Source organism: Zobellia laminariae (assembly GCF_030553095.1).
Classification (GTDB): domain Bacteria; phylum Bacteroidota; class Bacteroidia; order Flavobacteriales; family Flavobacteriaceae; genus Zobellia; species Zobellia laminariae.
On the sequence record NZ_CP130738.1, the window covers coordinates 713,984 to 736,048 of the forward strand.

A 22,065-nucleotide genomic window follows, 5' to 3' on the forward strand; every position below is an offset into this window, starting at 1 on the left:
CCGTACTAGATTTGATTCTGAATTTATGTTCACCATTTTAGACCTATAAGCAAATGAAGAAATTACTATATATAGTTTTGCTTTTAGTGATAAAAGTAACATGGGCCCAAGCCCCTACTGCTAATGAACTAGTAAGTATACACTCTGCTACCCTAGCAGAGATTAATGCAATGGCTAGTCCTATTGAAGGCTCTCTGATATACAATACTAATGATAAATTTTTATACCAATTTAATGGTACTCTTTGGCAGAAACTGACGCCAGAAGGCAATGAAACAAAGATTATTGCTAATGGTAATGTTAGTATAAGTGGAACCGGAACAACGGCAGACCCATATGTTGTTTCCTCTATAAAATCTACATTCACCACCAATCCAGATGGGTCTTTTACTTTTTCCAATGGTATTGATCCCGATGTGAATTTTAGCCCTACTGTACCGGGCAACACACCTATTGTTTCAAATTCTAATGCCGGAACAGGTAACTGTTCTCAATTTGGACTAAATGAAACCAGAGACTTAATCATTCAAGGCGCTTACTTTGATGGCTCCTCAACAGTTGCAGTTGCAGGACAAACAATAAATTCAGTAACAATAAATAGTTCTACCCAGATTACGGCAAATATAACCACTGGAGGAGCTTATGGAAATTTTGATATTTCCGTTACCAATAATGCCGGGTTAGGCACCTTAGTTGGTGGCTTTGTGTTACAAGCATCATCCCCGCTTTCAACTAATAGTATATCCGTTACAGATATGGTCCTTACGGGCTCAATGACCTATGATGGTAATATTCTGACCAAAACTGCAACAGCAGGTTGGAACGCGCAAGGTTACTCGCTAAACCATGAAATAAGTAACATAAAAGGTGGTAGATTAGATTTTACACCCAACCAAACAAATCTATTGGCAATGATAGGACTTAGTTATGATCCTTCTTCAAGTGCCTCTTACCCTAACCTTAATTATGCCATGTATATAGTTTCAAATTCTCAAATACAGATTAGAGAAAGCGGGGCCAGTCTGGGTTATGTTTCAAGTTACGCAGCTGGAGATGTTCTAAGTATTGATGTGGATTGTTTGGGTAATGTAACGTATTTACGAAATGACAACATTATTTTCACTTCCTCTAGAAAAGCTGTGAGCCCATTATATTTTGATTCTTCTTTCTACCATATAGGTATGAAAATCTCAAACATACTAATGAAATACTAATGAGAATAGAAAAATGTATGTTCTTTATTTTTAGTAAATTAGGTCTCCCCGCTGGTAGAGACCTAGATACTATCCTTTATTTTCTCAAACTTAATTACACTAAGTCGGTCCGATCAGCAACAATAAACATATCCCCCGTTAAACCATTAATTGCTAACCAATTATGAAACAATTAATAGTAATGTCTTTGACTCTTTTTGCACTGCAACCTAGCGAGGTAGTAGCGCAAGTAGATGGCAACTATTTACTGGGGCTCACCAATGCAACAACCTTAGAAATGAATGCCGGTATAAATCCTGTAGTCGGCTCACTTTTGTATAATACCGACGAGGAGAAAATGTACTTGAACACCGCTTCAGGTTTCAAAAAAATACCTTCTATAGATACAAATTCAGTAGATTTCTGGGGAGCTATAGGAAATGCAGGCTCTAATGCAACCACTCATTTTTTAGGAACTACGGACCTTCAGGATTTCGTAATAAAAACGGATAATAGTGAAAGAATTAGGATATCATCAACTGGAAACATCGGTATAAATAATCCTACGCCTAACGCTCAAATAGATATTGAAAGTGCAAGTGTGCCCTTACGAATTCAACCCAGCACCACTACTCCAACCGGAACCGAAAGCGGGCAAATTTTTATGGGAGATGACGGTATTCTGTACGCTTATGACGGGTCTAGAACAAAATGGCTGAGCGTTGATCGTACTATGGTGGGTTGGGGAGTCAACAATCCTGTAACCACATTAGCCTACATGAGACAGTTTAACGGTGCCGAATCAAATAAAAATGGTTGGCGCATGCTTAGAGATGGTACAATTACCGGAATTACGGTACAAACAGAAAATGCCAACACATGGACATTGGAAATCAGAAAAAATGATGGCCTTATACCAATAGCTGTTTTAGCAATTGCAGCTACAGAAGGTGGCCAAGATGACACTATGAATATCGATTTTAACCAAGGAGATTTTTTACAAGCTTATTGTAATGGAATTGCTGTGGAATATCCAGAAACTTTAATTGAAATAGCCTGGAGAAAGTAACCCTAAAAACGATGAAGAAATACGCAATTATTATTGGTAGCCTAGTCTTGAGCATGTATAGTAATAACATGGTAGCACAAGACTCATTTCATAATTTTGGAAACATGAAAATGCATGAAGATGCGCAGATTGGTTTTTACCAAAATTTGATTAATGATGGCTCCTTTGATGATAATAAAGGACTAGCGGGTTTTTATAATGAAGACATAGCCTATATAAGCGGAGCTTTCAGGCCCGTTTTCAAGGACTTAGAAATAGTTGTAGATAAAGACCTTATTTTAGAAGTTGGTATTGGAATTACCAACAACAGCAATTTTATTTCGGGAGATTTGGTGACTCCAAAATTCTTAGTTGACACAAACATTGAATATATTAATGATGCCTTTTATAATGGTGATACTAATTTCACCAAAGTAGACGGGTATTCTGCTGTAAGAAACAAGCAAGACTTTACTTTTCCCGTAGGTCATTTTGATAAGTTAAGACCTTTAAAACTGTCATCTGACCTAATTAACGAGAATGCCAAGTCGGCTTATTTTTTCGAAGACCCTAACCACCCATCTACCTTTCACACCACTTTTAGCACAGAGAATAGAACCGATATTTTAGTTTCGATCAGTAATGAGGAATTTTGGGATTTGGATACAGAGGTATCTTCCAAAGTTACCTTAGGGTGGGATACAGATAGTAGTCTATCTAGTTTTATAGATGACGTTGAAAATTTAAGAGTTGTAGGTTGGCATACAGAACACAGCATTTGGGAAGATTTGGGCAATACCGCTATGGAAGGAGATTTTAATCAAGGTGAAATAACATCAGACGTTTTTACACCGGACGACTACACGATTATCACTTTTGGAGGAAGTCTTAGTAGACAGAGTGTTGATTTGGGTAATTACCTAATGACACCAAACGGAGATGGAAAAGCAGATTTTCTTGTTTTAGAAGCCGTTTCTTTATCACCTAACAATCAGCTTACCATTTACAACAGATGGGGACGGGCAGTTTACGAAGCCACTAACTACGACAATACTTTTGGAGGCACAGCCAACGTTAGTAGCGTAGTTGCCACCTCAAAAAAACTACCTGCCGGAGTTTATTTTTACATAATTGATTTGAAAGATATTGATGTAAAACATCAAGGATTCTTGTATATAAATCAAGAGTAATCCTCTAAATAAACGGAGCTACATTACGCTGTACCAACTAGTATTTTTACTATAAAAAAGTACATTGAATAAAAAGCTTTCTTAAAAAATAGCACTCGTGCAATTTATTTTAAAGATACAAGCCTACTTTACAAGATTTGTACCCTCATGAACGTTATCATTATAACCACAATCTATTCTTGGCATCAAATTTGAATATCTTTGCCTAGATTGTGAACATGATTAAATTCAATAATGGTATGATGGAACGACGAGCATTCATAAAAAAGAGTGGTGTTGCTGGCCTTGCTTTGGCAGCTTTACCCAATTTGGCATTTTCTAAAGATTTTGAATATAGCATCTTAGAGTTAATGGGTAAAACCGATATTAAACTCTATGGAGAAGGTATTAATTTACGTAAAGAGGCCCATGACGCATTTGTAGAAATGAAGAAGGCTGCATATAGCGATGGTATTAATTTAAAAGTAGTTTCTAGCTATCGTAATTTTGAACGCCAACGTTCTATTTGGGAACGAAAATATTTAAAATACACAGACGATAAAGGCATGACCCCTCAAAATGCCATTGATAAAATTATAGAATACTCTACCATACCCGGAACTAGTCGTCATCATTGGGGAACCGATATTGATATTGTTGATGGAAACAGAAATGTAAAAGGAGACATGCTCGTACCTTCCAAATTCGCAGAAGGAGAACCCTATGGCGATTTTAAGAAGTGGATGGATGAAAATTCAAAACATTTTGATTTTCATTTAGTATACACCGATATACCTTGGCCGAAGAGGATTTAAATATGAGCCATGGCATTTTAGCTACGCACCTATTTCCGTGCCTATGCTAACAGAATTTCGCAGAAAAAACATCATGCAATTGTTAAAAGACGAAGACTTTTACGGTAGTGAACACTTCACAGAAGGCTTCTTAACAAATTATATTCAAGACAATATCCTAGATATCAATACAAAACTTTTGTAAGTCTTTTGTATATTGAGCTGATAAATAACACTATACCATGCGAGGAGGAAGTTGGAAAATAAGAATATTCATTGGTTTGGCCATTGTAGCTTTTGCTTTTATTAAGCGCTGCAGTAGCAAAGAAGAAAATCCATACACGGGACGGGTACAGACCATTAATATGAGTGCCGAACAAGAAATTGCCATTGGCCTTCAAAGTACTCCAGAAATTGCACAACAATATGGTGGGCTATATCCAGATGAAAAATTACAAGCCTATGTAGATATAGGTTGGTAATAAGTTAGTTCAAAATAGTATTGCCAAAGAAACTCCGTATGCATATGACTTTCACCTTTTGGCAGATGACCAAACTATTAATGCATTCGCATTACCCGGAGGTCCCGTTTTTATTACCTATGCCCTATTCAGGCAATTAAATGAAGCGCAATTGGCAGGAGTACTTGGTCATGAAATAGGTCATGTAATTGGTAGACATTCCGCAGAGCGTATTGCTGAAGGAGAATTTTGGCAAACCTTATCCACTGGAGCTTCTGTAGGAGGCGATATGGGAGGCTTAGTTGGTGGAATTGGGCAAAACACGCTACTTAAAAATGGTCGTGGAGACGAATTGGAAAGTGATGACCTTGGAGTTCTCTTTATGATTAACTCTGGTTACCAACCTGAAGAAATGATTCACGTTATGGAGATTTTAAAGTCTGCAGCAGGACCAAATCGAGTCCCGGAATTTCAAAGCTCGCACCCTGACCCCGAGAATAGAATCGAAAAAATACAGGAATCTATAGAGAAGTACCGCAACCAATAATACTTCTTAAAACATATTAAAGAGGCGCTTAAACGGATATAAATTCGATTTAAGCGCCTTTTGCTTTTTATTTTACAAATGGTATGAACGGTTGTTAAATTCGTTGAAATGCAGCGTGTTGTATCCTTATTTATCTATCTTTACACCTCCCAAATACTACCGTTGCTAACGCAGCAATTTAACCATTATAGCTTTTACAATAATCAATGCCCCTAGACAAGGCATTTAAAATAAAACTATATGGGAACACTATCGCACTTTAAAAATTTATATACCGAAGCATTTGAGAACTGCAAGCCTGAACTAGTAGTAATACTTCTAAAGGCATATTCGGTATTTTGTGGATTAATGTTGTTTATGGCTGTTTACGCGTTTGTAGATAGAGCCGTTAACGGATTTGAATTTTAATTCGCAGCGCTTTACCGCTCTTTTACGAGATACTATATGAAAAAAAGCCCGACCATATTAATATGGTCGGGTTTCTTGTTTTTCATAGCAATTGGGCTAATTCAAATTTTTAGCTTCCCATGGCTGTTTCAATTACCCTAAGGGCTTCAGAAGCATTAGAAAGCTCTGCATATTTTGAAATGGAATATCCTTTATCACTTTTAATTTTCAGGTTAGCTCCATTGTCTATTAATAATTCCAAAATCTCGGCCTTGTTATAACGGGCTGCAAAAATAGCCGGAGTCATACCTAAAGACTTTTTGTTGACATCCTCGCCAAGCTCTATCAGTTTTTTTACAACATCTATATCTCCCTGCATAATTGCTTTGCAAAAAGAATTTAGCTCTACAGTGTCATACATTTCAAATGCAGAAGCATCTGTTGTAGTGATTGTGTCATTAGCCATTACGGCTGAAGTTCCGACCAAACAGGCCATTGCGAAAGTTAATAACGTTTTTCTCATGATGAATGATTTAAATTGATGAATGAATAATTGATTGTTTAATAATAGACTGGGATTTTGCGAAGTTGTTACAGCCTTAGTCTCATAATAACTAAATTTTAACATTTACGAATATTTAGCAACACTCAAATAAACCCCTCATAATCAATCAACAAAACCATTCCACCATTCTTTTCAAAAGCATATAAAAAATTGAAATCTTTTCAGCTAAGGTTTAAAAAACCTCGTTGAAACCAATAAAATGTGGAATCTCTAACAATGCTAAAATCGGATTAAAAAAGCACCGTTATAATTGGTAATTCCTCTTAGATCACAGTACTTTTGAAAATCTAATTTATCATAGCCATGAACAAAAAAGTAATACTTATGATTCTTGATGGTTGGGGCAAATCTCCCAATCCCAAGGTCTCCGCAGTAGACAATGCAAATACTCCATTTGTTGACTCACTTTATAAAAACTATCCAAACGCAAACCTTCTTACAGATGGTATGAACGTAGGTCTTCCTGAAGGCCAAATGGGTAATAGTGAAGTAGGCCATATGAACCTTGGTGCCGGACGTATCGTATACCAAGATTTAGCTAAAATAAATCTGGCAGTAAAAGAGAACACCCTTAAAGACGAGAAAGTCTTGAAAGATGCTTTTGCTTATGCCAAGAAAAATAACAAACCAGTACACTTTTTAGGCTTGGTAAGTAATGGTGGGGTTCATAGCCATATCAACCACATTAAAGGACTCATTGAGGCCGGGAACGATTCTGGCGTTAAAAATATGTTCGTTCACGCCTTTACCGATGGTAGAGATGTTGACCCAAAAAGCGGCAAAAATTTCTTGACCGATCTTAGTGATTTTTGTGCCGATAAAAACACAAAACTAGCTTCTGTAATAGGAAGATATTTTGCTATGGATCGTGACAAACGTTGGGAACGAGTGAAAAAAGCCTACGATGTCATGGTAAATGCCGAAGGCGAAAAAACTACTGACATTGGTGCCAAAATGCAGGAGAATTATGATAATGGCGTTACTGATGAATTTATTGAGCCTATCGTAATGACCGATAGCAACGGAAATCCTCTTGCTAAAATCTCAGAAGATGATGTGGTTATTTTCTTCAACTTCAGAACTGATCGTGGCCGTGAACTTACTGAAGTATTAAACCAAGTAGATATGCATGAGCAAAACATGCATAAATTAAATTTATACTACGTTACGCTAACAAACTATGACGCATCTTACAATGGTGTTCATGTAGTTTATGATAAGGCAAATATTGAGGATACCCTTGGTGAGGTTTTAGAGAGAGCACATAAAAAGCAGATTCGTATTGCGGAAACAGAAAAATATCCACACGTTACCTTTTTCTTTAATGGTGGACGGGAAGAGCCTTTTGATGGCGAACAGCGTCTTTTATGCCCTTCTCCTAAAGTCGCCACTTATGATTTAAAACCGGAGATGAGCGCTTATGAAATTAGAGATGCCATTATTCCTGAATTGAAAAAAGGAGAGGTTGATTTTGTTTGCTTAAACTTTGCGAATCCTGACATGGTAGGTCATACAGGAGTTATGTCTGCTGCAATAAAAGCTTGTGAAGTTGTTGATGAATGTGCCAAAGCCGTGGTAACCGCAGGTTTAGAAAACGGGTATACTTCTATTGTAATTGCGGATCACGGCAATTGTGAAACCATGGTTAATCCAGATGGTAGCCCAAACACGGCGCATACCACTAACCCTGTTCCGTTAATCTTGGTAGACAAGGACATTAAAGCAATTAAAGATGGTGTATTAGGCGATATTGCTCCAACCATTTTAAAATTACTAGGTGTTCCACAACCTAAATTAATGACAAGAGAAGCTCTTGTATAAAGAATAACATCAATTATTTTTACCTTTGCCACTATGATTAAATTAAAAACACCCGAGGAAATAGAACTAATGCGCGAAAGCGCCCTAGTAGTATCAAAAACTTTGGGCATGCTGGCATCGGAGATAAAATAAGGTGTCAACGCTCTATTTCTTGATAAATTAGCAGAAGAATTTATAAGGGAACAGGGCGCTGAACCAGGTTTCTTAGGAATGTATGACTTTCCGAATACATTAAATATGAGCCCTAATGCTCAAGTGGTACATGGTATCCCAAACAATGAACCATTGAAAGATGGTGACATTATTTCTGTGGATTGTGGTTCGCTTAAGAATGGATATTATGGTGACCATGCCTACACTTTTCCCGTAGGAGAAGTAGCCGAAGAAACTAAAAAACTATTAAAAGTAGCCAAAGAGTCATTGTACTTAGGAATTTCAGAATTCAAAGTTGGAAACCGAGTTGGCGATGTTGGCTTTGCCATCCAGAATTACTGTGAAAACCATGGTTACGGAGTTGTTCGTGAATTGGTTGGTCATGGACTGGGCAAAAAACTACATGAAGGACCGGAAATGCCAAACTACGGAAAACGTGGTCGTGGAAAACAGTTCAAAGAAGGTCTAGTTGTTGCTATTGAACCTATGATCAACATGGGAACAAAACGTATAAAACAACTTAAAGACGGTTGGACAATCTTAACAGCAGATGGAAAACCAAGCGCACATTTTGAGCACAATGTAGCCATTGTTAACGGTAAGCCTGAATTACTATCTACATTTCAGTACATTTACGATGCTTTGGGTATCGAAACTGATGAAGAAGACAATTTTCGCAAGGAAAATTTTGTTCTTTAAGCTAGGGCCAACAAAGGTAATTTGTGCAAATAGATGTAATACGTGTCCAAAATTTTCAAGTTTATTCTGAATGCTGTTCCAAGGCCCTTACTTATTAAACTAAGTTACGTGGTACGGCCTATGTTAGGGCTATGGATGCGCGGAAATCGTTACGAGGACCCTATTGACGGTAAAAAATTCAAGAGCTTCTTACCTTACGGTTATGAAAGTCCAAGAGAAAATGTACTTTCACCTTTTACCTTATCTCTAGAAAGGCACCGTTTGTTGTGGCTTTACTTAAAAAATGAGACCAACTTCTTTACCGAAAAACTAAAGGTGCTTCATTTTGCTCCCGAACAGGCATTCTACAAACGTTTTAGAAATCTTAAAAATCTAGAATATATAACCACTGATCTTTTATCTCCACTAGCGGATGTAAAGGCAGATATTTGCGATTTACCTTTTGAAGACAACTCTTTTGATGTTATTTTTTGTAACCATGTTCTGGAACATATTCCGGATGACACCAAAGCAATGCAGGAACTATATCGTGTTCTTAGAAAGGGTGGTTGGGCTATTTTACAAATTCCTCAAGACCTTGAGCGCAAAATTACTTTTGAAGACGATTCTATTACAGATAAGAAAGAACGCGCCAAAATATTTGGCCAGTATGACCATGTACGAATCTATGGTTGGGATTATTTTGATAAATTAAGAAATATAGGTTTCATAGTAGATGAAGTGGACTATACCGCTACTCTTTCTCCAGAAGACATAGACAAATATCGCTTGGCTAAAGGCGAAATAATACCTTTTGTAAAGAAACCGCTTTAGTTTTTTACTATTAAAGCTTCAAAACCGGGGGTCATGAATTCATGCGTTTCTCCCTTTTCGTCTATAAAGATAATATAAGCTTCCAGTTCCCGTTTTACAGTCAATAGCTTCAGTACCTTATCCAAGTCCATTGCCATAAAAGAAGTGGCATACGCGTCTGCCTTTGCACAATTATCTGCCAAAACAGTAGCTGCCAATGTATTTGCATTTTTTGTATACCCTGTAGTTGGATCAATAGTATGAACATATTTGAGCCCCGTTACCGGGTCCTCCCTAAAATGTCTATAATTTCCCGATGAAGCCAAAGCCCTATCCTCAAGACGGATGGTAGCTTTTAATTTTCGCTCATTTTCAATTGTAGGGTCATCTATACCTACAATCCATGGTTTTTGTTTGATTTGGTTTTGACCCTTTGCTACAAGCTCCCCTCCTACTTCCAACAAATAATTCTCAATACCATTGTTATCCATAAGCTTTGCCAGCCTATCTATAGAATATCCTTTGGCTATGGCATTAAAATCAAAATAGATATTAGGATTGGATTTACGTATCGTATTTCCTTCCGTAAGCTCTACTTTGTTAAAACCTACGTATTGCAACAAGCTATCTACGCGCGTGCTATCCATCTCTATCTGCTTTTCTGGACCAAATCCCCATGCATTTACCAATACGCCCACAGTAGGGTCAAAATAGCCCTCAGTAGCTCCATATACTTCCTGAGATAATTGAAAAACCTCTTGAAACATTTCATCAACCACCAGCGTAGAATCACCTTGATTAATCTTAGAAATATCCGATGCAGGAATATAAGTGGACAAGGAGTGATTGATAGCATCAAAAACAGAATCTACCTGCTTTTGAAGATCCATCTTATCCTGAGACAAATAGATAAGGTTATAAGAGGTACCCAAAGCACCTCCAGAAGTTTCATTGCGTACCATACCTGAAGGGTTGCTACCACAAGAGAGCAAAAACAAAACACTAAAAAAAGCTAAAACTCTATTCATTCTTTAATTTCGATTAAACCAATATAATCTACCACGTAAGCTTCATTTAGATACACCGGTAACTCTTGATTTTCGGCGTTTGAAAGTCCTACTCCCGCATAATACGTTCGCGCTTCTTGTTTATCTGCATGATTCTTCATCTTTTTCATAAAAGCCTCATCATACCTATGAGGATTCTCTGGATAAGCTACGTAACGAACAACAATAAAATGTAATACTTTATCCTTTAGACATACAAATTGCGGATTCCTTTTAGGCTCGCTATTTACCCCCATAAACTCAAAACCTTCGGCCTCGAGTTCCTTACCCACAATATTCATAGCTAAGTTATGCAGTTCTCGCTCAGATAATGGTTTGCCCATAATACTCAAAAATTAAGTCAAAAAAAACCGATGCGTGAACATCGGTTTTTCTATTATTTGATTAGTCAAAAAGTAAAATTTAACTCTTACTTCTTTGACTATAAAAATCTTATTATCCACCGAAATCATCAAAGCGGATGTGCTCATCGGGAATACCGAAGTCTTCTCCCATTTTTTGCACAGCTTTGTTCATCAATGGTGGTCCACAGAAGTAAAGCTCAATATCCTCTGGAGACTCGTGAAGACTTAAGTAGTTATCAATAACACAATTGTGTATAAAGCCTACAAAACCATCATAGGAGCATCTACATTCTCTTTCACTTTCCAATTATCTTCTTCAGCAGGTTCAGAAAGTGCCAAATAGAATTTAAAATTAGGGAAGTTTCTTTCTAATTCTCTAAAGTGCTCAAGATAGAAAAGCTCTCTTTTAGAACGACCACCGTACCAGTAAGTCACTTTTCTGTTTGTCTTTAATGTTTTGAACAAGTGATACAAATGCGAACGCATTGGTGCCATACCTGCTCCACCACCAACGTAAAGCATTTCTGAATCAGATTCATTGATGAAGAACTCACCGTAAGGACCTGAAATAGTAACGTCATCACCCGGTTTTAAATTGAAAATATAAGAGGAAGCAACACCTGGGTTAACATCCATCCAACCATTCTTAGCACGATCCCATGGTGGAGTCGCAATACGAACGTTTAACATAATCTCTCTTCCTTCAGCTGGATAAGAAGCCATTGAATAAGCTCTCTCTACAGTTTCAGGGTTTTTCATTACCAACGGCCAAAGATTAAACTTGTCCCATTCGGCTTTAAATTTATCTGGAGTTTCGTGTTCCTCTGGGTGAGCAGTAATATCTATATCTGCATATTTAATCTCACATTGAGGAATTTCAATCTGAATATAACCTCCAGCTTTATAACCCATGTCCTCCGGAATCTCTACTACGAATTCCTTAATAAAAGATGCTACGTTATAATTACGAACAACTTTTGCCGGCCATTTCTTAATACCAAAAACTTCTTCTGGTATAGTAATATCCATATCCTGCTTCACTTTAACCTGACAGGCTAAACGTGCACCTGAGTTCAATTCCCTTTTAGAGAAATGAGGAGTTTCAGTAGGAAGTGCTTCACCACCACCAGAAAGTACATGACACTCGCATTGTATACAAGTACCACCACCACCACATGCAGATGGTAAGAATATTTTTTGGTTACCTAACGTAGTAAGTAAGGAACTACCCGAACCAACTTCAATTTTCTTTTCTCCGTTAATTGTAATGGTAACCGGCCCCGATGGAGATAGTTTTTCTTTAGTGAACAATAAAAGGGCCACCAAGACCATCAATAGTACCATAAAGGCGACAACGGTGATTAAAATCGTTCCTCCAGTACTTGTAGCTAATAGCATATCTATTTATTTATGGCGTCGTTATAAGAGACTTCTTTGGTATCAATCTCTTCTTTAATTTCTTTCTTCTCTATTACTTTCTCAGCTGTTGTTTCTTCAACTGGTGCCGGTGCATCATCACCACCAGTTAACATACCTCCGAAACTCTGAAAACCAATACCCATTAAACCAGTAATGATAAATGTAATACCTAAGCCTCTTAACGGAGCAGGTACATTTGAATATCTAATTTTCTCACGAATTGCAGCAATAGCTAAAATAGCCAAGAACCAACCAATACCAGAGCTAACACCATAATTAAAGGCTAGGCCCAACGATTGAATATCTCTAGCTTGCATAAAAAGTGAGCCTCCTAAGATAGCACAGTTTACAGCAATTAAAGGCAAGAAAATACCCAATGAATTATATAATGAAGGTGAAAACTTTTCTACTACAATCTCTACTAACTGAACCATTGTTGCAATGGTAGCAATAAAAAGAATGAACGAAAGAAAGCTTAAATTGTAATCTGCATACTCAGGGCCTAACCAGACCAAAGCACCATCTCTTAAGAGATACTGATCCAACAACCAGTTTAATGGTACGGTAACGGCAAGTACAAAAATTACAGCCGCTCCTAAACCTACAGCAGTAGCCACTTTTTTGGAAACCGCTAGGTAAGAACACATCCCCAAGAACACGGCAAATACCATGTTATCTATGAAGATGGATTTAAAAAATAATTCAATATGCTCTAACATAATTCTATCTTTTTACCTTAATTAATTATCTTCTACCAGTGCTGGATTTCTTGAGCGCTGTACCCATATGATAATACCAACCACAATAAGTGCTGCTGGTGGAATAATCATAAACCCGTTATTCTCGTAACCAATAGAATAAAGTCCGGTTTTCTCAATTGGATTTCCCAAAACAGGATATCCGAATAAAGTACCAGAACCTAAAAGCTCTCTAAAGAATCCAACAATTATCAGAATTAATCCGTACCCAAGTGAATTACCTATTCCATCTAGAAAAGATTTCCAAGGACCATTAGCTAAAGCGAAAGCTTCAAAACGACCCATAATAATACAGTTGGTAATAATAAGACCAACAAATACCGAAAGTGTTTTACTGAGTTCATAAGCAAAAGCTTTTAGAACCTGATCCACAATAATCACCAAAGTAGCAACTACGATTAACTGAACGATAATTCTAATTTTTGATGGAATAATGTTTCTCATCAAAGAGATAACAACATTACCAATTGCAAGAACAAAAAGTACAGAAACAGCCATTACTACAGAAGCTTTTAATTCTGCTGTAATCGCCAAAGCGGAACATATACCCAATACTTGAATAGTAATAGGGTTGTTATCTGCTAACGGATCCGTTATTAAACTTGCATCTTTTTTTGTTAATAGTGCCATATTATTTTGCGCTAACGGTTTGTAAATAGTCTTTATAGAGTTGTAAACTCTCCTTGATCATAGCAGAAACACCGTTACCAGTAATGGTGGCTCCAGCTAAAGCATCTACTTCATTATCATCCTTAATATTGTTCAAAGGGTCGTTATTACCCTTTGCAACAGCAATACCAGCATATTCCGTTCCTTTAAGAATACTTTCTCCTGTGAAATCATCCATAAAATAACGTTGCTTGATGTTTGCACCCAAACCTGGAGTTTCCCCCTTGTGATCAAAGTAAACACCTTGTACAACCATTTTATCATCTAGTGCAATAAAGCCCCAAATAGCATCCCAAAGTCCTTTTCCATACACTGGAATGATATAATATTTCTTACCATCTTTCTCTCCTATCATAAGAGGAAGCTTAGGCGTTTCACCTTTTGAAGCGAGTGCCATTTGCTTTTTCATATCAATCAAATAGGCCTCATCATTTTCGGTGATTTTATCACCTTCTATGATTAACTGCTCTTTAATGTAGGTTTTAAACTCTCCTTCTACCTTATCGGTAGAAACAAAATTTACACTACCCTCATCAACATTATCATCTACGCCCATGGCGTAAAGAATATTTTGTTGTTTCTCAAACCGTTCGTTCTCCGTTATTCTGTCTTTTAAGCTTGAAGACATAAAAGCAAGAATAGAACCTACAATTACCACCATAACGGCAGCAAAAATAATGGTGTATGAATTTTTATCTGTATTGACTGCCATAACTATGCGGTTTCTGCGTGAAGTTCATTTGCCTTGCCAGCTGAATCTTTTGGCAAGATAGTTGCATTTTTCAATCGTTTCAATCTACGTTTTACGTTTCCACGAACCACATAATGGTCAATTGTCGGTGCAAATACGTTCATAAGAAGTATAGCCAAGAAAACACCTTCTGGATATGCCGGGTTGAATACACGAATCATTACCGAAAGGAAACCAATGAAGAAACCGTAGAACCATTTACCACGATTTGTCTGAGCTCCTGTTACAGGATCGGTTGCCATATAGACTATACCAAAAGCGAGACCACCAACAATAAGATGTTGCCAGAAATCAAAACTCATTAAACCGTAAAATTTACTTGTTTCGCCAATCCATCCTTGATCAACAACTCCATTAAAGATTAAGCCCATTACTAAAGAACCAATTACAGCACTTAGCATAATACGCCAGCTAGCAATCTTACTAAAGATTAAGAACAGACCTCCTAAAAGGATTAAGAATGTTGACGTTTCACCAACTGAACCCGGAATAAAACCAAAGAACATATCTGAAACTGAATATGACATTTCTGCACCTTTATTCTGTGCCAAATATCCTAAGATAGTCTCACCAGAAATAGCATCAGGACCACCCGCACGCTCCACAGCTTGGTATACCCATACTTTATCACCACTCATCCAAGTAGGATAAGCGAAGAACAAGAAAGCTCTAATTGTTAAGGCCGGGTTAAGAATGTTCATTCCCGTACCTCCAAATACCTCTTTACCTATAACTACACCAAAAACAACAGCTACGGATAACATCCAAAGTGGTGTATCTATTGGTACGATTAACGGGACTAGCATACCTGTTACCAAATACCCCTCTTCTACTTCATGGCCTTTAATGACGGCAAAAATAAATTCTACCAAAAGTCCTACTCCATAGGATACAACAACCAACGGAAGTACTTTAATAATACCGATCCAGAAGTTGTCCCAAGTAAGAAAATCATTCATTAAAGAGAATTCCTGCGGAAACCCGTTAATGGCAGAAAAATGTTGATACCCTGCATTGAACATAGAAAAAAGCAATACCGGAATCAAGGCCATAATAACCGTGTTCATAGTACGCTTTAAATCATCTGCCGCTCTACACATGAGAACCGGAATGTGTGGTTTCATCAGGAGCAAACAAAAATGTGTGCAATGCATTAAATGCAGGTGCCATTTTTTTACCGCGATAATGGTGCTTTATAATATGCAGCCTTTTCTTGAAAGTCAGTTTTTTATCACTCATCTTTTATCCTATTTCTTTATGCAATAGATCTAATCCTTCTCTAATAATCTGCTGATGAGGCTGTTTTGAAACACAAACAAACTCCGTCAACGAGAAATCCTCCGGTGCTACTTCATAAAGCCCCAGTTGCTCCATCTCATCCAAATCTTTTATCATACATGCTTTAAGCAACTGCATAGGAAAGATATCCAATGGAAATACTTTTTCATACATACCCGTTACCACAAACGCACGATGCTCTCCGTTTGTGTTTGTAGTTAGGTCGTATTTTTTATTTGGTTGCATCCAAGAGAATGTTAATGCCCTTGTAGCTGATATTTTGTTGAAGACAGGCTTGTTCCATCCAAAAAATTCATAATCATCTCCTTCTGGAATAGCAGTTACGGTATTGTTATAATACCCTAAATGACCATCTGGAGCAGATTTTGAACCCGTAAGAACATCACCATTTATCACCCTAAAATTATCTCCTTCTACACCACTAGCGTACAAGAAGGTAGAAATTTCAGTTCCAATCTTAGTTGTATAATACTTTGGAGCTTTAATAGAAGAACCTGCCAAAGCAACAGTACGTTCGGCATTAAACTTACCGGTCAATAACAACTCTCCAATTATCACCAAATCCTGAGGTGTAACCGTCCAAACTGTTTCTCCTTTATTAATAGGATTTATTCTATTAATCTGCGTACCAACCAAACCAGCTGGGTGCGGACCGGAAACCTTATGCAATTCAACCCCTTTTAAACCGGCCAATGGCGAGTTTTCAGATTTCCCAACGGAAACATGAACCTTACCTGCTGGCGTTAATTTATCCAAAGCGGTAATTGCAGCTTGAAGCTCTTTTTCCTTCCCCTGCAAAACATAGTTTAAGTCTGCTGCCAAAGGAGCCGTAACATAACCTGAAACGAAAATTGCTTTTGGATTTGCATCCGGATCAGCAACAATATCGTATGGGCGTTGTTTGATAAAAGGCCAACATCCTCCTTTTAAAAGGTATGCTTTAACCTCTTCCTTAGAAGCACTTTCTACATTCAACAAATCATGCACAACAGTTGCCTGCTCTTTATCTGCCAAAATCTTAAGTGAGAGAATGCGTCTTCGCGCTCCTCTTACAATCTCAACAAGCTCACCACTTACCGGCGATACGAAAAGCATGCTTTCTTTGTTTTTATTGTAAAAAAGTGGTTCTCCCGCTTTGACTTCAGCACCCTGTTTTACCAACATTTTGGGTGTGACTCCGTGAAAATCGCTTAAGCCAATAGCATAAACGTTACTTAAAACGGCTTTTGATGTAGTTTGCTCTGCAGCTCCAACAAGTTTTATGTTCAAGCCCTTTTTAATCCTGATGTCTTTAGACATATTGTTCTAGACCTTAGGTTAACAAAATTTGCAGCAAAAATAATACTAAAAGGATTGTTTTCATAATAAATGCCTAGAAATTTAGACATCATACCGATCAAAATTTTTTAGGTACGCTTTTTGTTTACCTTTACCTCAAAAAATAGCTGGTAATGCGCTTGAATATTATACCAATTTTTTTCTTCTTTCTGATATCTTCATTAGGTGCTCAGGTTCAATTAGAGGTCAACCCTCCCGAGAATATTAAAACCGTAATTTTTGGAGGACCTACAGAGGATCAATTTCCTGTTATAGAGCTTGGAGAGACCATGAAACTGGAATTTGATGACATTACAGCCTCTGAAAGTGACTACTACTACAAAATAATTCACTGCAACTACGACTGGCAACCTTCTCAACTTTTAAAATCACAATACCTTAGTGGTGTAGACAACCAACGTATTGTTAATTATGAGAACAGCTATTCTACTTTACAATCCTATTCTAATTACAAATTATCCATTCCTAACGAAAATGTAGGGCTAAAAGTTAGCGGTAATTTCATTTTAGAAATTTATAACGACAATTATGAACTTCAATTCTCAAGACGTTTTGTTGTTTATAAAGATGCAGTAACCGTAGGCGGGACCGTTAAACGTTCTCGCGATTTTAATTTCATAAATGAAAAACAAGTAGTTCAGTTCAACATTAATGCTGGCAATTTTCAACTTGTAAATCCCAAAAAAGAGGTTAAAGTGGCCATTTTACAGAATTACCAATGGGAAACGGCACTTTATGATGTAGCACCTCAGTACACTATAGGAACTGAATTGGTTTACAAATATGACCAAGAAACCAGTTTTTACGGAGGAAATGAATTTCTAAACTTTGATACTAGCGACCTTAGAGCTCCTACCTCGCAAATATCAAGAATAGAGGTTGATGAACTTTACAACCACTATTTATTCGCCAACAACTACAGAGCAGACCGCCCATACTCTTATTACCCAGATATAAATGGCGATTTTGTTGTTCGTACTTTACAAGGAGAAGATAACTCCAGAGAAGCAGAGTACACTAAAGTCCACTTTTCCCTACCTTATGATGAGAGATTAGCATTGGATGAAGTTTATGTTTTTGGAAAATATAACAACTACGCCCTTTCTGACGAAAACAAGATGACCTACAATGAGAACAATGGCATGATGGAGGCCACAATTAAACTCAAGCAAGGTTTCTACAATTATAAATTTGTTGTTAAACGTGAAGATGGCACATTAGAAATTAATACCGTTTGCGGTAATTTTCACTTTACCGAAAACAACTATTTAATTTTGGTATACTATAGGAATTTTGGCGATTTGTACGATAGCATCATTGGTATTGGTTCTGCAAACTCTAGAAATATCAGTAATTAGATTATATTTATCCTTAATTCTCTTGGATAAATGACCAACAAGCTCGCCCACTCCGGAAAAGGAAGGTACAAATTGAACTACAGAGGTACCGAATGCCTTAATTGCGGACACCCTTTGGACATGAGCGATAAATATTGCCCCAATTGCGCGCAAGCTAATAGCACCAAGAAAATCACCATTAAAGATTATTTAGATGAATTTTTCGGAACTATAATTTCGTATGATTCACGTTTGCTTCGTACGCTATCTACCTTATTAATACAACCCGGAAAAATTACCAAAAGCTACATAGATGGTAAACGTATTTCCTACACCAACCCTTTTCGTTTTTTACTAAGCCTTGCTATAATCTACTTTCTGATTATAAATTTCAGTGGTAATTTTTCAAAATATGACAAATACGGAGCTAATGATATTTCTGATGTAGAAAATATGGTTGATGAATGGAATATAAATTCAACTAATGATGATGTAATTCAACTTTCAACAAAAATAGACTCTATTAAAAAAGCAGCGGTGTATTATGATAACTACGAAGAGCAAAAACAAGTGCGTGATTCTTTAATGCTACTCGATCCAACTGCAAACTTTAAAAAGATGGGTCAGTCTTCATTTTTTGATCGTTACTCCCAAAAACTCACTTTTTTCACTACTATTTTAGAACATGATACTATTCATGATTTTCAAGATTTAAAAAACAAATACGCCCTTCCTGAATCTTTTGAAAACAAAATGGCGTTCAACACCTCAAACGGGTTTTTAAAATTTCAGAAGTCGCCCGGGAGTTTTCTTACTGCATTAATTTCAAAATTACCGTTCGTCGTATTTTTCTTTTTACCGGTCTTTACAGTGTTCATTTGGCTGATATATATCAGAAAAAAATATAGTTATACCGATCATTTGATCTTTAGCTTTCACAACACTGCATTATTATTTATCTTGCTCATTATTAGCTATTTGATTAATTCAATATTTGAGACTCAGACTAATAAGTATTTTATTACAATTTTTTCGATATACCTTTTTATAGCTATGCGAAATTTTTACGGTCAAGGCATATTTAAAACTATTGTTAAATATCTTTTTCTGAACACTATTTTTTTTATATTGGCTATATTATCTACGGTATTACTTTTTACCGGTAACATAATTACCTTTTAGAAGGAAAACATATGATCACACAAGTAACTAAAGGCATTAAGATTTCAGTAAATACTAGTTTTGAAGGAACCTTCTTCAAGAACTATAAGATGCACTTTGCTTTTGGCTACACGATTACCATAGAGAACCAAAGTAAAGACTCTGTACAGCTTACTTCTCGCCATTGGAAAATATACGATGCTCTTAATGAATTAGAGGTATTAGATGGTGAAGGTGTTATTGGCAAAAAACCGGTTATAAAACCAGGAGAATCGCACACCTATACATCTGGTTGCCTTTTAACTTCGCCTATTGGAGCAATGAAAGGTCATTATAATATGGTCAACTTTAGTTCTACCGAAAAATTTAGGGTGTATATTCCTACTTTTAAATTTCATGCACCTTTCGCATTAAATTAGACCATTCTCTTTCAATTTCCATAGCGTTTTACGCTTTAACATAGCAATCTGGTAGCATATAGTATCCTATGTGGTTTCACTTCGCATATACATTCATTTCATTAAGGTTTTTTTAGCATAATCCTTTTGCGTCATTAGTGCTTAGGCAGTTTTTTATTAGCACTAAGAATCCTACCTTTGCGCTCTATTATTAAACTTAATAAAAGCATTATGAGCAAAGGTTTTTTTCATGTACCGACAGCGATTAACGAACCAATAAAGAGTTATGCGCCGGGCACTTCTGAAAGAGAAGAAGTTCTTGAACAGTACCGTTCTTATTTTAACGGTAGCGTAGATGTACCATTATATATAGGTAGCGAAGAAATTAAGACAGGGAATACCAAGCCTATGTCTCCTCCACATGACCACAAACATATTGTAGGCCAGTATCACGTTGCTGAAAAGGCACATGTTACAAAAGCTATTGACAATTGTTTAGCATCAAGGTCTGCTTGGGCAGATTTAACCTGGGAGCAACGCGCTGCCGTGTTCTTGAAAGCTGCAGAATTGATTGCAGGGCCATACCGTGCCAAAATCAATGCTGCAACTATGATTGCACAATCAAAAAATATATACCAAGCTGAAATTGATGCAGCCTGTGAGTTGATTGATTTTCTACGTTTTAATGTGGAATATATGTCACAGATCTACGATCAGCAGCCAGATTCTGCAGAAGGTATTTGGAACCGCGTAGAATACAGACCTCTTGAAGGTTTCATATACGCTATTACTCCTTTCAACTTTACAGCTATTGCCGGAAACCTTCCTGCAAGTGCTGCAATGATGGGTAACGTAGTTGTTTGGAAACCTAGTGATAGTCAAGTTTTCTCTGCCAAGGTTATTGTTGACATTTTTAAAGAAGCCGGTCTTCCTGATGGCGTTATTAACGTAGTTTACGGAGATCCAGTAATGATTACTGAAACTGTTTTGGCTAGCCCAGACTTTGCAGGTATTCACTTTACAGGTTCAACACATGTTTTCAAAGAATTATGGAAACAAATAGGTAACAACATTCACACCTATAAAACATATCCAAAAATAGTTGGTGAAACAGGTGGAAAAGATTTTATTGTTGCACACCCATCAGCAAAACCTCAACAAGTAGCTACGGCAATTGTTCGTGGTAGTTTTGAATTTCAAGGACAAAAATGTAGCGCAGCTTCTCGTGTTTACCTTCCAAAATCACTTTCAGAGGAAATTATTGAGTCTGTAAAGAAAGACATAGCTTCTTTCAATAAACCAGGTAGCCCTGAAGACATGTCTAACTTTATAACAGCAGTTATTCACGAAGGCTCTTTTGATAAACTTGCTAAGTATATTGACCAAGCTAAGAAAGATGACAATGCAGAAGTTATTGCAGGTGGAAACTATGATAAATCTAAAGGATATTTTATAGAGCCAACAGTTATTCTTACTACAGACCCTAAGTACACTACAATGGAGACTGAATTGTTCGGCCCTGTTGTTACTATTTATGTTTACGAAGACAAGGATTGGTCAGAAACCTTGAAATTGGTTGACGGAACTTCTGAATACGCATTAACAGGTGCAATTCTTGCAACGGACAGATATGCTATTGACGAAGCTACAGTAGCATTACAAAATTGCGCAGGTAACTTCTATATCAATGACAAGCCTACTGGTGCCGTAGTTGGTCAACAGCCATTTGGAGGAGCTAGAGCTTCAGGAACAAATGACAAGGCCGGTTCTGCACAGAACTTGTTAAGATGGGTTTCTCCGCGTCTTATTAAAGAGACTTTTGTAACTCCAATAGACTACAGATACCCTTTCTTAGGCTAAAATAAGCAACATTTTACACTGATAACCAGTGTTTT

At 37.0% G+C, this 22,065-nt stretch carries 18 protein-coding genes and 4 pseudogenes; 13 read left to right on the plus strand and 9 right to left on the minus strand.

Annotated elements, in window-relative coordinates:
• Positions 1 to 53 precede the first annotated feature (53 nt).
• The 6 genes and pseudogenes from Q5W13_RS03505 (at position 54) to Q5W13_RS03530 (ending at position 5,620) form a co-directional block, all read left to right on the plus strand.
• The gene (locus Q5W13_RS03505) at positions 54 to 1,214 is read left to right on the plus strand and encodes a phage tail-like protein (RefSeq protein ID WP_304445389.1); all 1,161 of its coding nucleotides are present in this window, start codon (positions 54 to 56) and stop codon (positions 1,212 to 1,214) included.
• Between the two features lie 163 nt (positions 1,215 to 1,377).
• On the plus strand, positions 1,378 to 2,262 hold the full coding sequence (locus Q5W13_RS03510) for a hypothetical protein (protein WP_304445390.1): 885 nt from the start codon (positions 1,378 to 1,380) through the stop codon (positions 2,260 to 2,262).
• Between the two features lie 11 nt (positions 2,263 to 2,273).
• Positions 2,274 to 3,431, plus strand: coding sequence for a T9SS type B sorting domain-containing protein (locus tag Q5W13_RS03515; RefSeq protein WP_304445391.1), 1,158 nt, complete (start codon positions 2,274 to 2,276; stop codon positions 3,429 to 3,431).
• A gap of 218 nt (positions 3,432 to 3,649) precedes the next feature.
• On the plus strand, positions 3,650 to 4,225 hold the full coding sequence (locus tag Q5W13_RS03520) for a M15 family metallopeptidase (RefSeq protein ID WP_368662418.1): 576 nt from the start codon (positions 3,650 to 3,652) through the stop codon (positions 4,223 to 4,225).
• 221 nt (positions 4,226 to 4,446) lie between these two features.
• A pseudogene (locus Q5W13_RS03525) lies at positions 4,447 to 5,212 on the plus strand (M48 family metalloprotease).
• A 240-nt stretch (positions 5,213 to 5,452) separates the two neighbouring features.
• Entirely contained in the window at positions 5,453 to 5,620 is a 168-nt protein-coding gene (locus Q5W13_RS03530) for a DUF6747 family protein (protein WP_162857274.1), read from the plus strand.
• Between the two features lie 109 nt (positions 5,621 to 5,729).
• Here the strand turns inward: Q5W13_RS03530 and Q5W13_RS03535 are convergent, their stop codons facing one another.
• Complete coding sequence (locus Q5W13_RS03535; protein WP_214611986.1) at positions 5,730 to 6,122, minus strand: ankyrin repeat domain-containing protein; 393 nt, start codon at positions 6,120 to 6,122, stop codon at positions 5,730 to 5,732.
• A 345-nt stretch (positions 6,123 to 6,467) separates the two neighbouring features.
• On the opposite strand from Q5W13_RS03535, the gene gpmI reads away from it, so the two are divergent.
• The 3 genes and pseudogenes from gpmI (at position 6,468) to Q5W13_RS03550 (ending at position 9,650) form a co-directional block, all read left to right on the plus strand.
• On the plus strand, positions 6,468 to 7,985 hold the full coding sequence (gene gpmI, locus Q5W13_RS03540) for a 2,3-bisphosphoglycerate-independent phosphoglycerate mutase (RefSeq protein ID WP_155597594.1): 1,518 nt from the start codon (positions 6,468 to 6,470) through the stop codon (positions 7,983 to 7,985).
• A 33-nt stretch (positions 7,986 to 8,018) separates the two neighbouring features.
• Positions 8,019 to 8,837 (plus strand): annotated as a pseudogene (gene map, locus Q5W13_RS03545) (type I methionyl aminopeptidase).
• 42 nt (positions 8,838 to 8,879) lie between these two features.
• On the plus strand, positions 8,880 to 9,650 hold the full coding sequence (locus Q5W13_RS03550) for a class I SAM-dependent methyltransferase (protein WP_304445392.1): 771 nt from the start codon (positions 8,880 to 8,882) through the stop codon (positions 9,648 to 9,650).
• Here the strand turns inward: Q5W13_RS03550 and Q5W13_RS03555 are convergent.
• From Q5W13_RS03555 to Q5W13_RS03590, 8 genes and pseudogenes are all read right to left on the minus strand, one after another.
• Positions 9,647 to 10,591 (minus strand): FAD:protein FMN transferase, encoded by a 945-nt coding sequence (locus tag Q5W13_RS03555; RefSeq protein ID WP_304445393.1) that lies wholly within the window; start codon positions 10,589 to 10,591, stop codon positions 9,647 to 9,649. The two genes, Q5W13_RS03550 and Q5W13_RS03555, sit on opposite strands and share 4 nt — an antisense overlap.
• A 62-nt stretch (positions 10,592 to 10,653) precedes the next feature.
• Complete coding sequence (locus Q5W13_RS03560) at positions 10,654 to 11,019, minus strand: DUF8840 domain-containing protein (protein WP_304445394.1); 366 nt, start codon at positions 11,017 to 11,019, stop codon at positions 10,654 to 10,656.
• A gap of 112 nt (positions 11,020 to 11,131) precedes the next feature.
• Positions 11,132 to 12,438: pseudogene (nqrF, locus tag Q5W13_RS03565) on the minus strand (NADH:ubiquinone reductase (Na(+)-transporting) subunit F).
• 2 nt (positions 12,439 to 12,440) lie between these two features.
• Complete coding sequence (nqrE, locus tag Q5W13_RS03570) at positions 12,441 to 13,178, minus strand: NADH:ubiquinone reductase (Na(+)-transporting) subunit E (RefSeq protein WP_155597599.1); 738 nt, start codon at positions 13,176 to 13,178, stop codon at positions 12,441 to 12,443.
• A gap of 21 nt (positions 13,179 to 13,199) precedes the next feature.
• Complete coding sequence (locus Q5W13_RS03575; RefSeq protein ID WP_155597600.1) at positions 13,200 to 13,847, minus strand: NADH:ubiquinone reductase (Na(+)-transporting) subunit D; 648 nt, start codon at positions 13,845 to 13,847, stop codon at positions 13,200 to 13,202.
• A 1-nt stretch (position 13,848) separates the two neighbouring features.
• Positions 13,849 to 14,598: a Na(+)-translocating NADH-quinone reductase subunit C gene (locus tag Q5W13_RS03580; protein WP_304445395.1), complete on the minus strand. Its 750-nt coding sequence runs from the start codon at positions 14,596 to 14,598 to the stop codon at positions 13,849 to 13,851.
• Positions 14,599 to 14,600: 2 nt separating this feature from the next.
• A pseudogene (locus tag Q5W13_RS03585) lies at positions 14,601 to 15,876 on the minus strand (NADH:ubiquinone reductase (Na(+)-transporting) subunit B).
• A gap of 3 nt (positions 15,877 to 15,879) precedes the next feature.
• Positions 15,880 to 17,235 (minus strand): Na(+)-translocating NADH-quinone reductase subunit A, encoded by a 1,356-nt coding sequence (locus Q5W13_RS03590; protein WP_304445396.1) that lies wholly within the window; start codon positions 17,233 to 17,235, stop codon positions 15,880 to 15,882.
• A 152-nt stretch (positions 17,236 to 17,387) separates the two neighbouring features.
• Here Q5W13_RS03590 and Q5W13_RS03595 point away from each other — a divergent pair, with 152 nt between their 5' ends.
• From Q5W13_RS03595 to pruA, 4 genes are all read left to right on the plus strand, one after another.
• A complete protein-coding gene (locus Q5W13_RS03595; RefSeq protein ID WP_304445397.1) occupies positions 17,388 to 18,632 on the plus strand; it encodes a type IX secretion system plug protein in 1,245 nt (414 codons plus the stop codon).
• Positions 18,633 to 18,662: 30 nt separating this feature from the next.
• Positions 18,663 to 19,793, plus strand: coding sequence for a DUF3667 domain-containing protein (locus tag Q5W13_RS03600; RefSeq protein WP_304445398.1), 1,131 nt, complete (start codon positions 18,663 to 18,665; stop codon positions 19,791 to 19,793).
• 11 nt (positions 19,794 to 19,804) lie between these two features.
• Entirely contained in the window at positions 19,805 to 20,191 is a 387-nt protein-coding gene (gene apaG, locus Q5W13_RS03605) for a Co2+/Mg2+ efflux facilitator ApaG/CorD (protein WP_155597605.1), read from the plus strand.
• A 210-nt stretch (positions 20,192 to 20,401) separates the two neighbouring features.
• Complete coding sequence (pruA, locus tag Q5W13_RS03610; RefSeq protein WP_155597606.1) at positions 20,402 to 22,030, plus strand: L-glutamate gamma-semialdehyde dehydrogenase; 1,629 nt, start codon at positions 20,402 to 20,404, stop codon at positions 22,028 to 22,030.
• The last annotated feature ends 35 nt before the right edge of the window (positions 22,031 to 22,065 follow it).

What these genes read in the sequence shown, in the direction of transcription:
- Q5W13_RS03510 (WP_304445390.1), top strand. Translation starts at nt 1,378, where the DNA reads ATGAAACAATTAATAGTAATGTCTTTGACTCTTTTTGCACTGCAACCT.
- Q5W13_RS03600 (WP_304445398.1), top strand. Translation starts at nt 18,663, where the DNA reads ATGACCAACAAGCTCGCCCACTCCGGAAAAGGAAGGTACAAATTGAAC.
- gpmI (WP_155597594.1), top strand. Translation starts at nt 6,468, where the DNA reads ATGAACAAAAAAGTAATACTTATGATTCTTGATGGTTGGGGCAAATCT.
- apaG (WP_155597605.1), top strand. Translation starts at nt 19,805, where the DNA reads ATGATCACACAAGTAACTAAAGGCATTAAGATTTCAGTAAATACTAGT.
- Q5W13_RS03575 (WP_155597600.1), bottom strand. Translation starts at nt 13,847, where the DNA reads ATGGCACTATTAACAAAAAAAGATGCAAGTTTAATAACGGATCCGTTA.
- Q5W13_RS03595 (WP_304445397.1), top strand. Translation starts at nt 17,388, where the DNA reads ATGCGCTTGAATATTATACCAATTTTTTTCTTCTTTCTGATATCTTCA.
- Q5W13_RS03590 (WP_304445396.1), bottom strand. Translation starts at nt 17,235, where the DNA reads ATGTCTAAAGACATCAGGATTAAAAAGGGCTTGAACATAAAACTTGTT.
- Q5W13_RS03515 (WP_304445391.1), top strand. Translation starts at nt 2,274, where the DNA reads ATGAAGAAATACGCAATTATTATTGGTAGCCTAGTCTTGAGCATGTAT.
- Q5W13_RS03520 (WP_368662418.1), top strand. Translation starts at nt 3,650, where the DNA reads ATGATTAAATTCAATAATGGTATGATGGAACGACGAGCATTCATAAAA.
- Q5W13_RS03530 (WP_162857274.1), top strand. Translation starts at nt 5,453, where the DNA reads ATGGGAACACTATCGCACTTTAAAAATTTATATACCGAAGCATTTGAG.
- Q5W13_RS03505 (WP_304445389.1), top strand. Translation starts at nt 54, where the DNA reads ATGAAGAAATTACTATATATAGTTTTGCTTTTAGTGATAAAAGTAACA.
- nqrE (WP_155597599.1), bottom strand. Translation starts at nt 13,178, where the DNA reads ATGTTAGAGCATATTGAATTATTTTTTAAATCCATCTTCATAGATAAC.
- Q5W13_RS03580 (WP_304445395.1), bottom strand. Translation starts at nt 14,598, where the DNA reads ATGGCAGTCAATACAGATAAAAATTCATACACCATTATTTTTGCTGCC.
- Q5W13_RS03555 (WP_304445393.1), bottom strand. Translation starts at nt 10,591, where the DNA reads ATGGTACGCAATGAAACTTCTGGAGGTGCTTTGGGTACCTCTTATAAC.
- Q5W13_RS03560 (WP_304445394.1), bottom strand. Translation starts at nt 11,019, where the DNA reads ATGGGCAAACCATTATCTGAGCGAGAACTGCATAACTTAGCTATGAAT.
- pruA (WP_155597606.1), top strand. Translation starts at nt 20,402, where the DNA reads ATGAGCAAAGGTTTTTTTCATGTACCGACAGCGATTAACGAACCAATA.
- Q5W13_RS03535 (WP_214611986.1), bottom strand. Translation starts at nt 6,122, where the DNA reads ATGAGAAAAACGTTATTAACTTTCGCAATGGCCTGTTTGGTCGGAACT.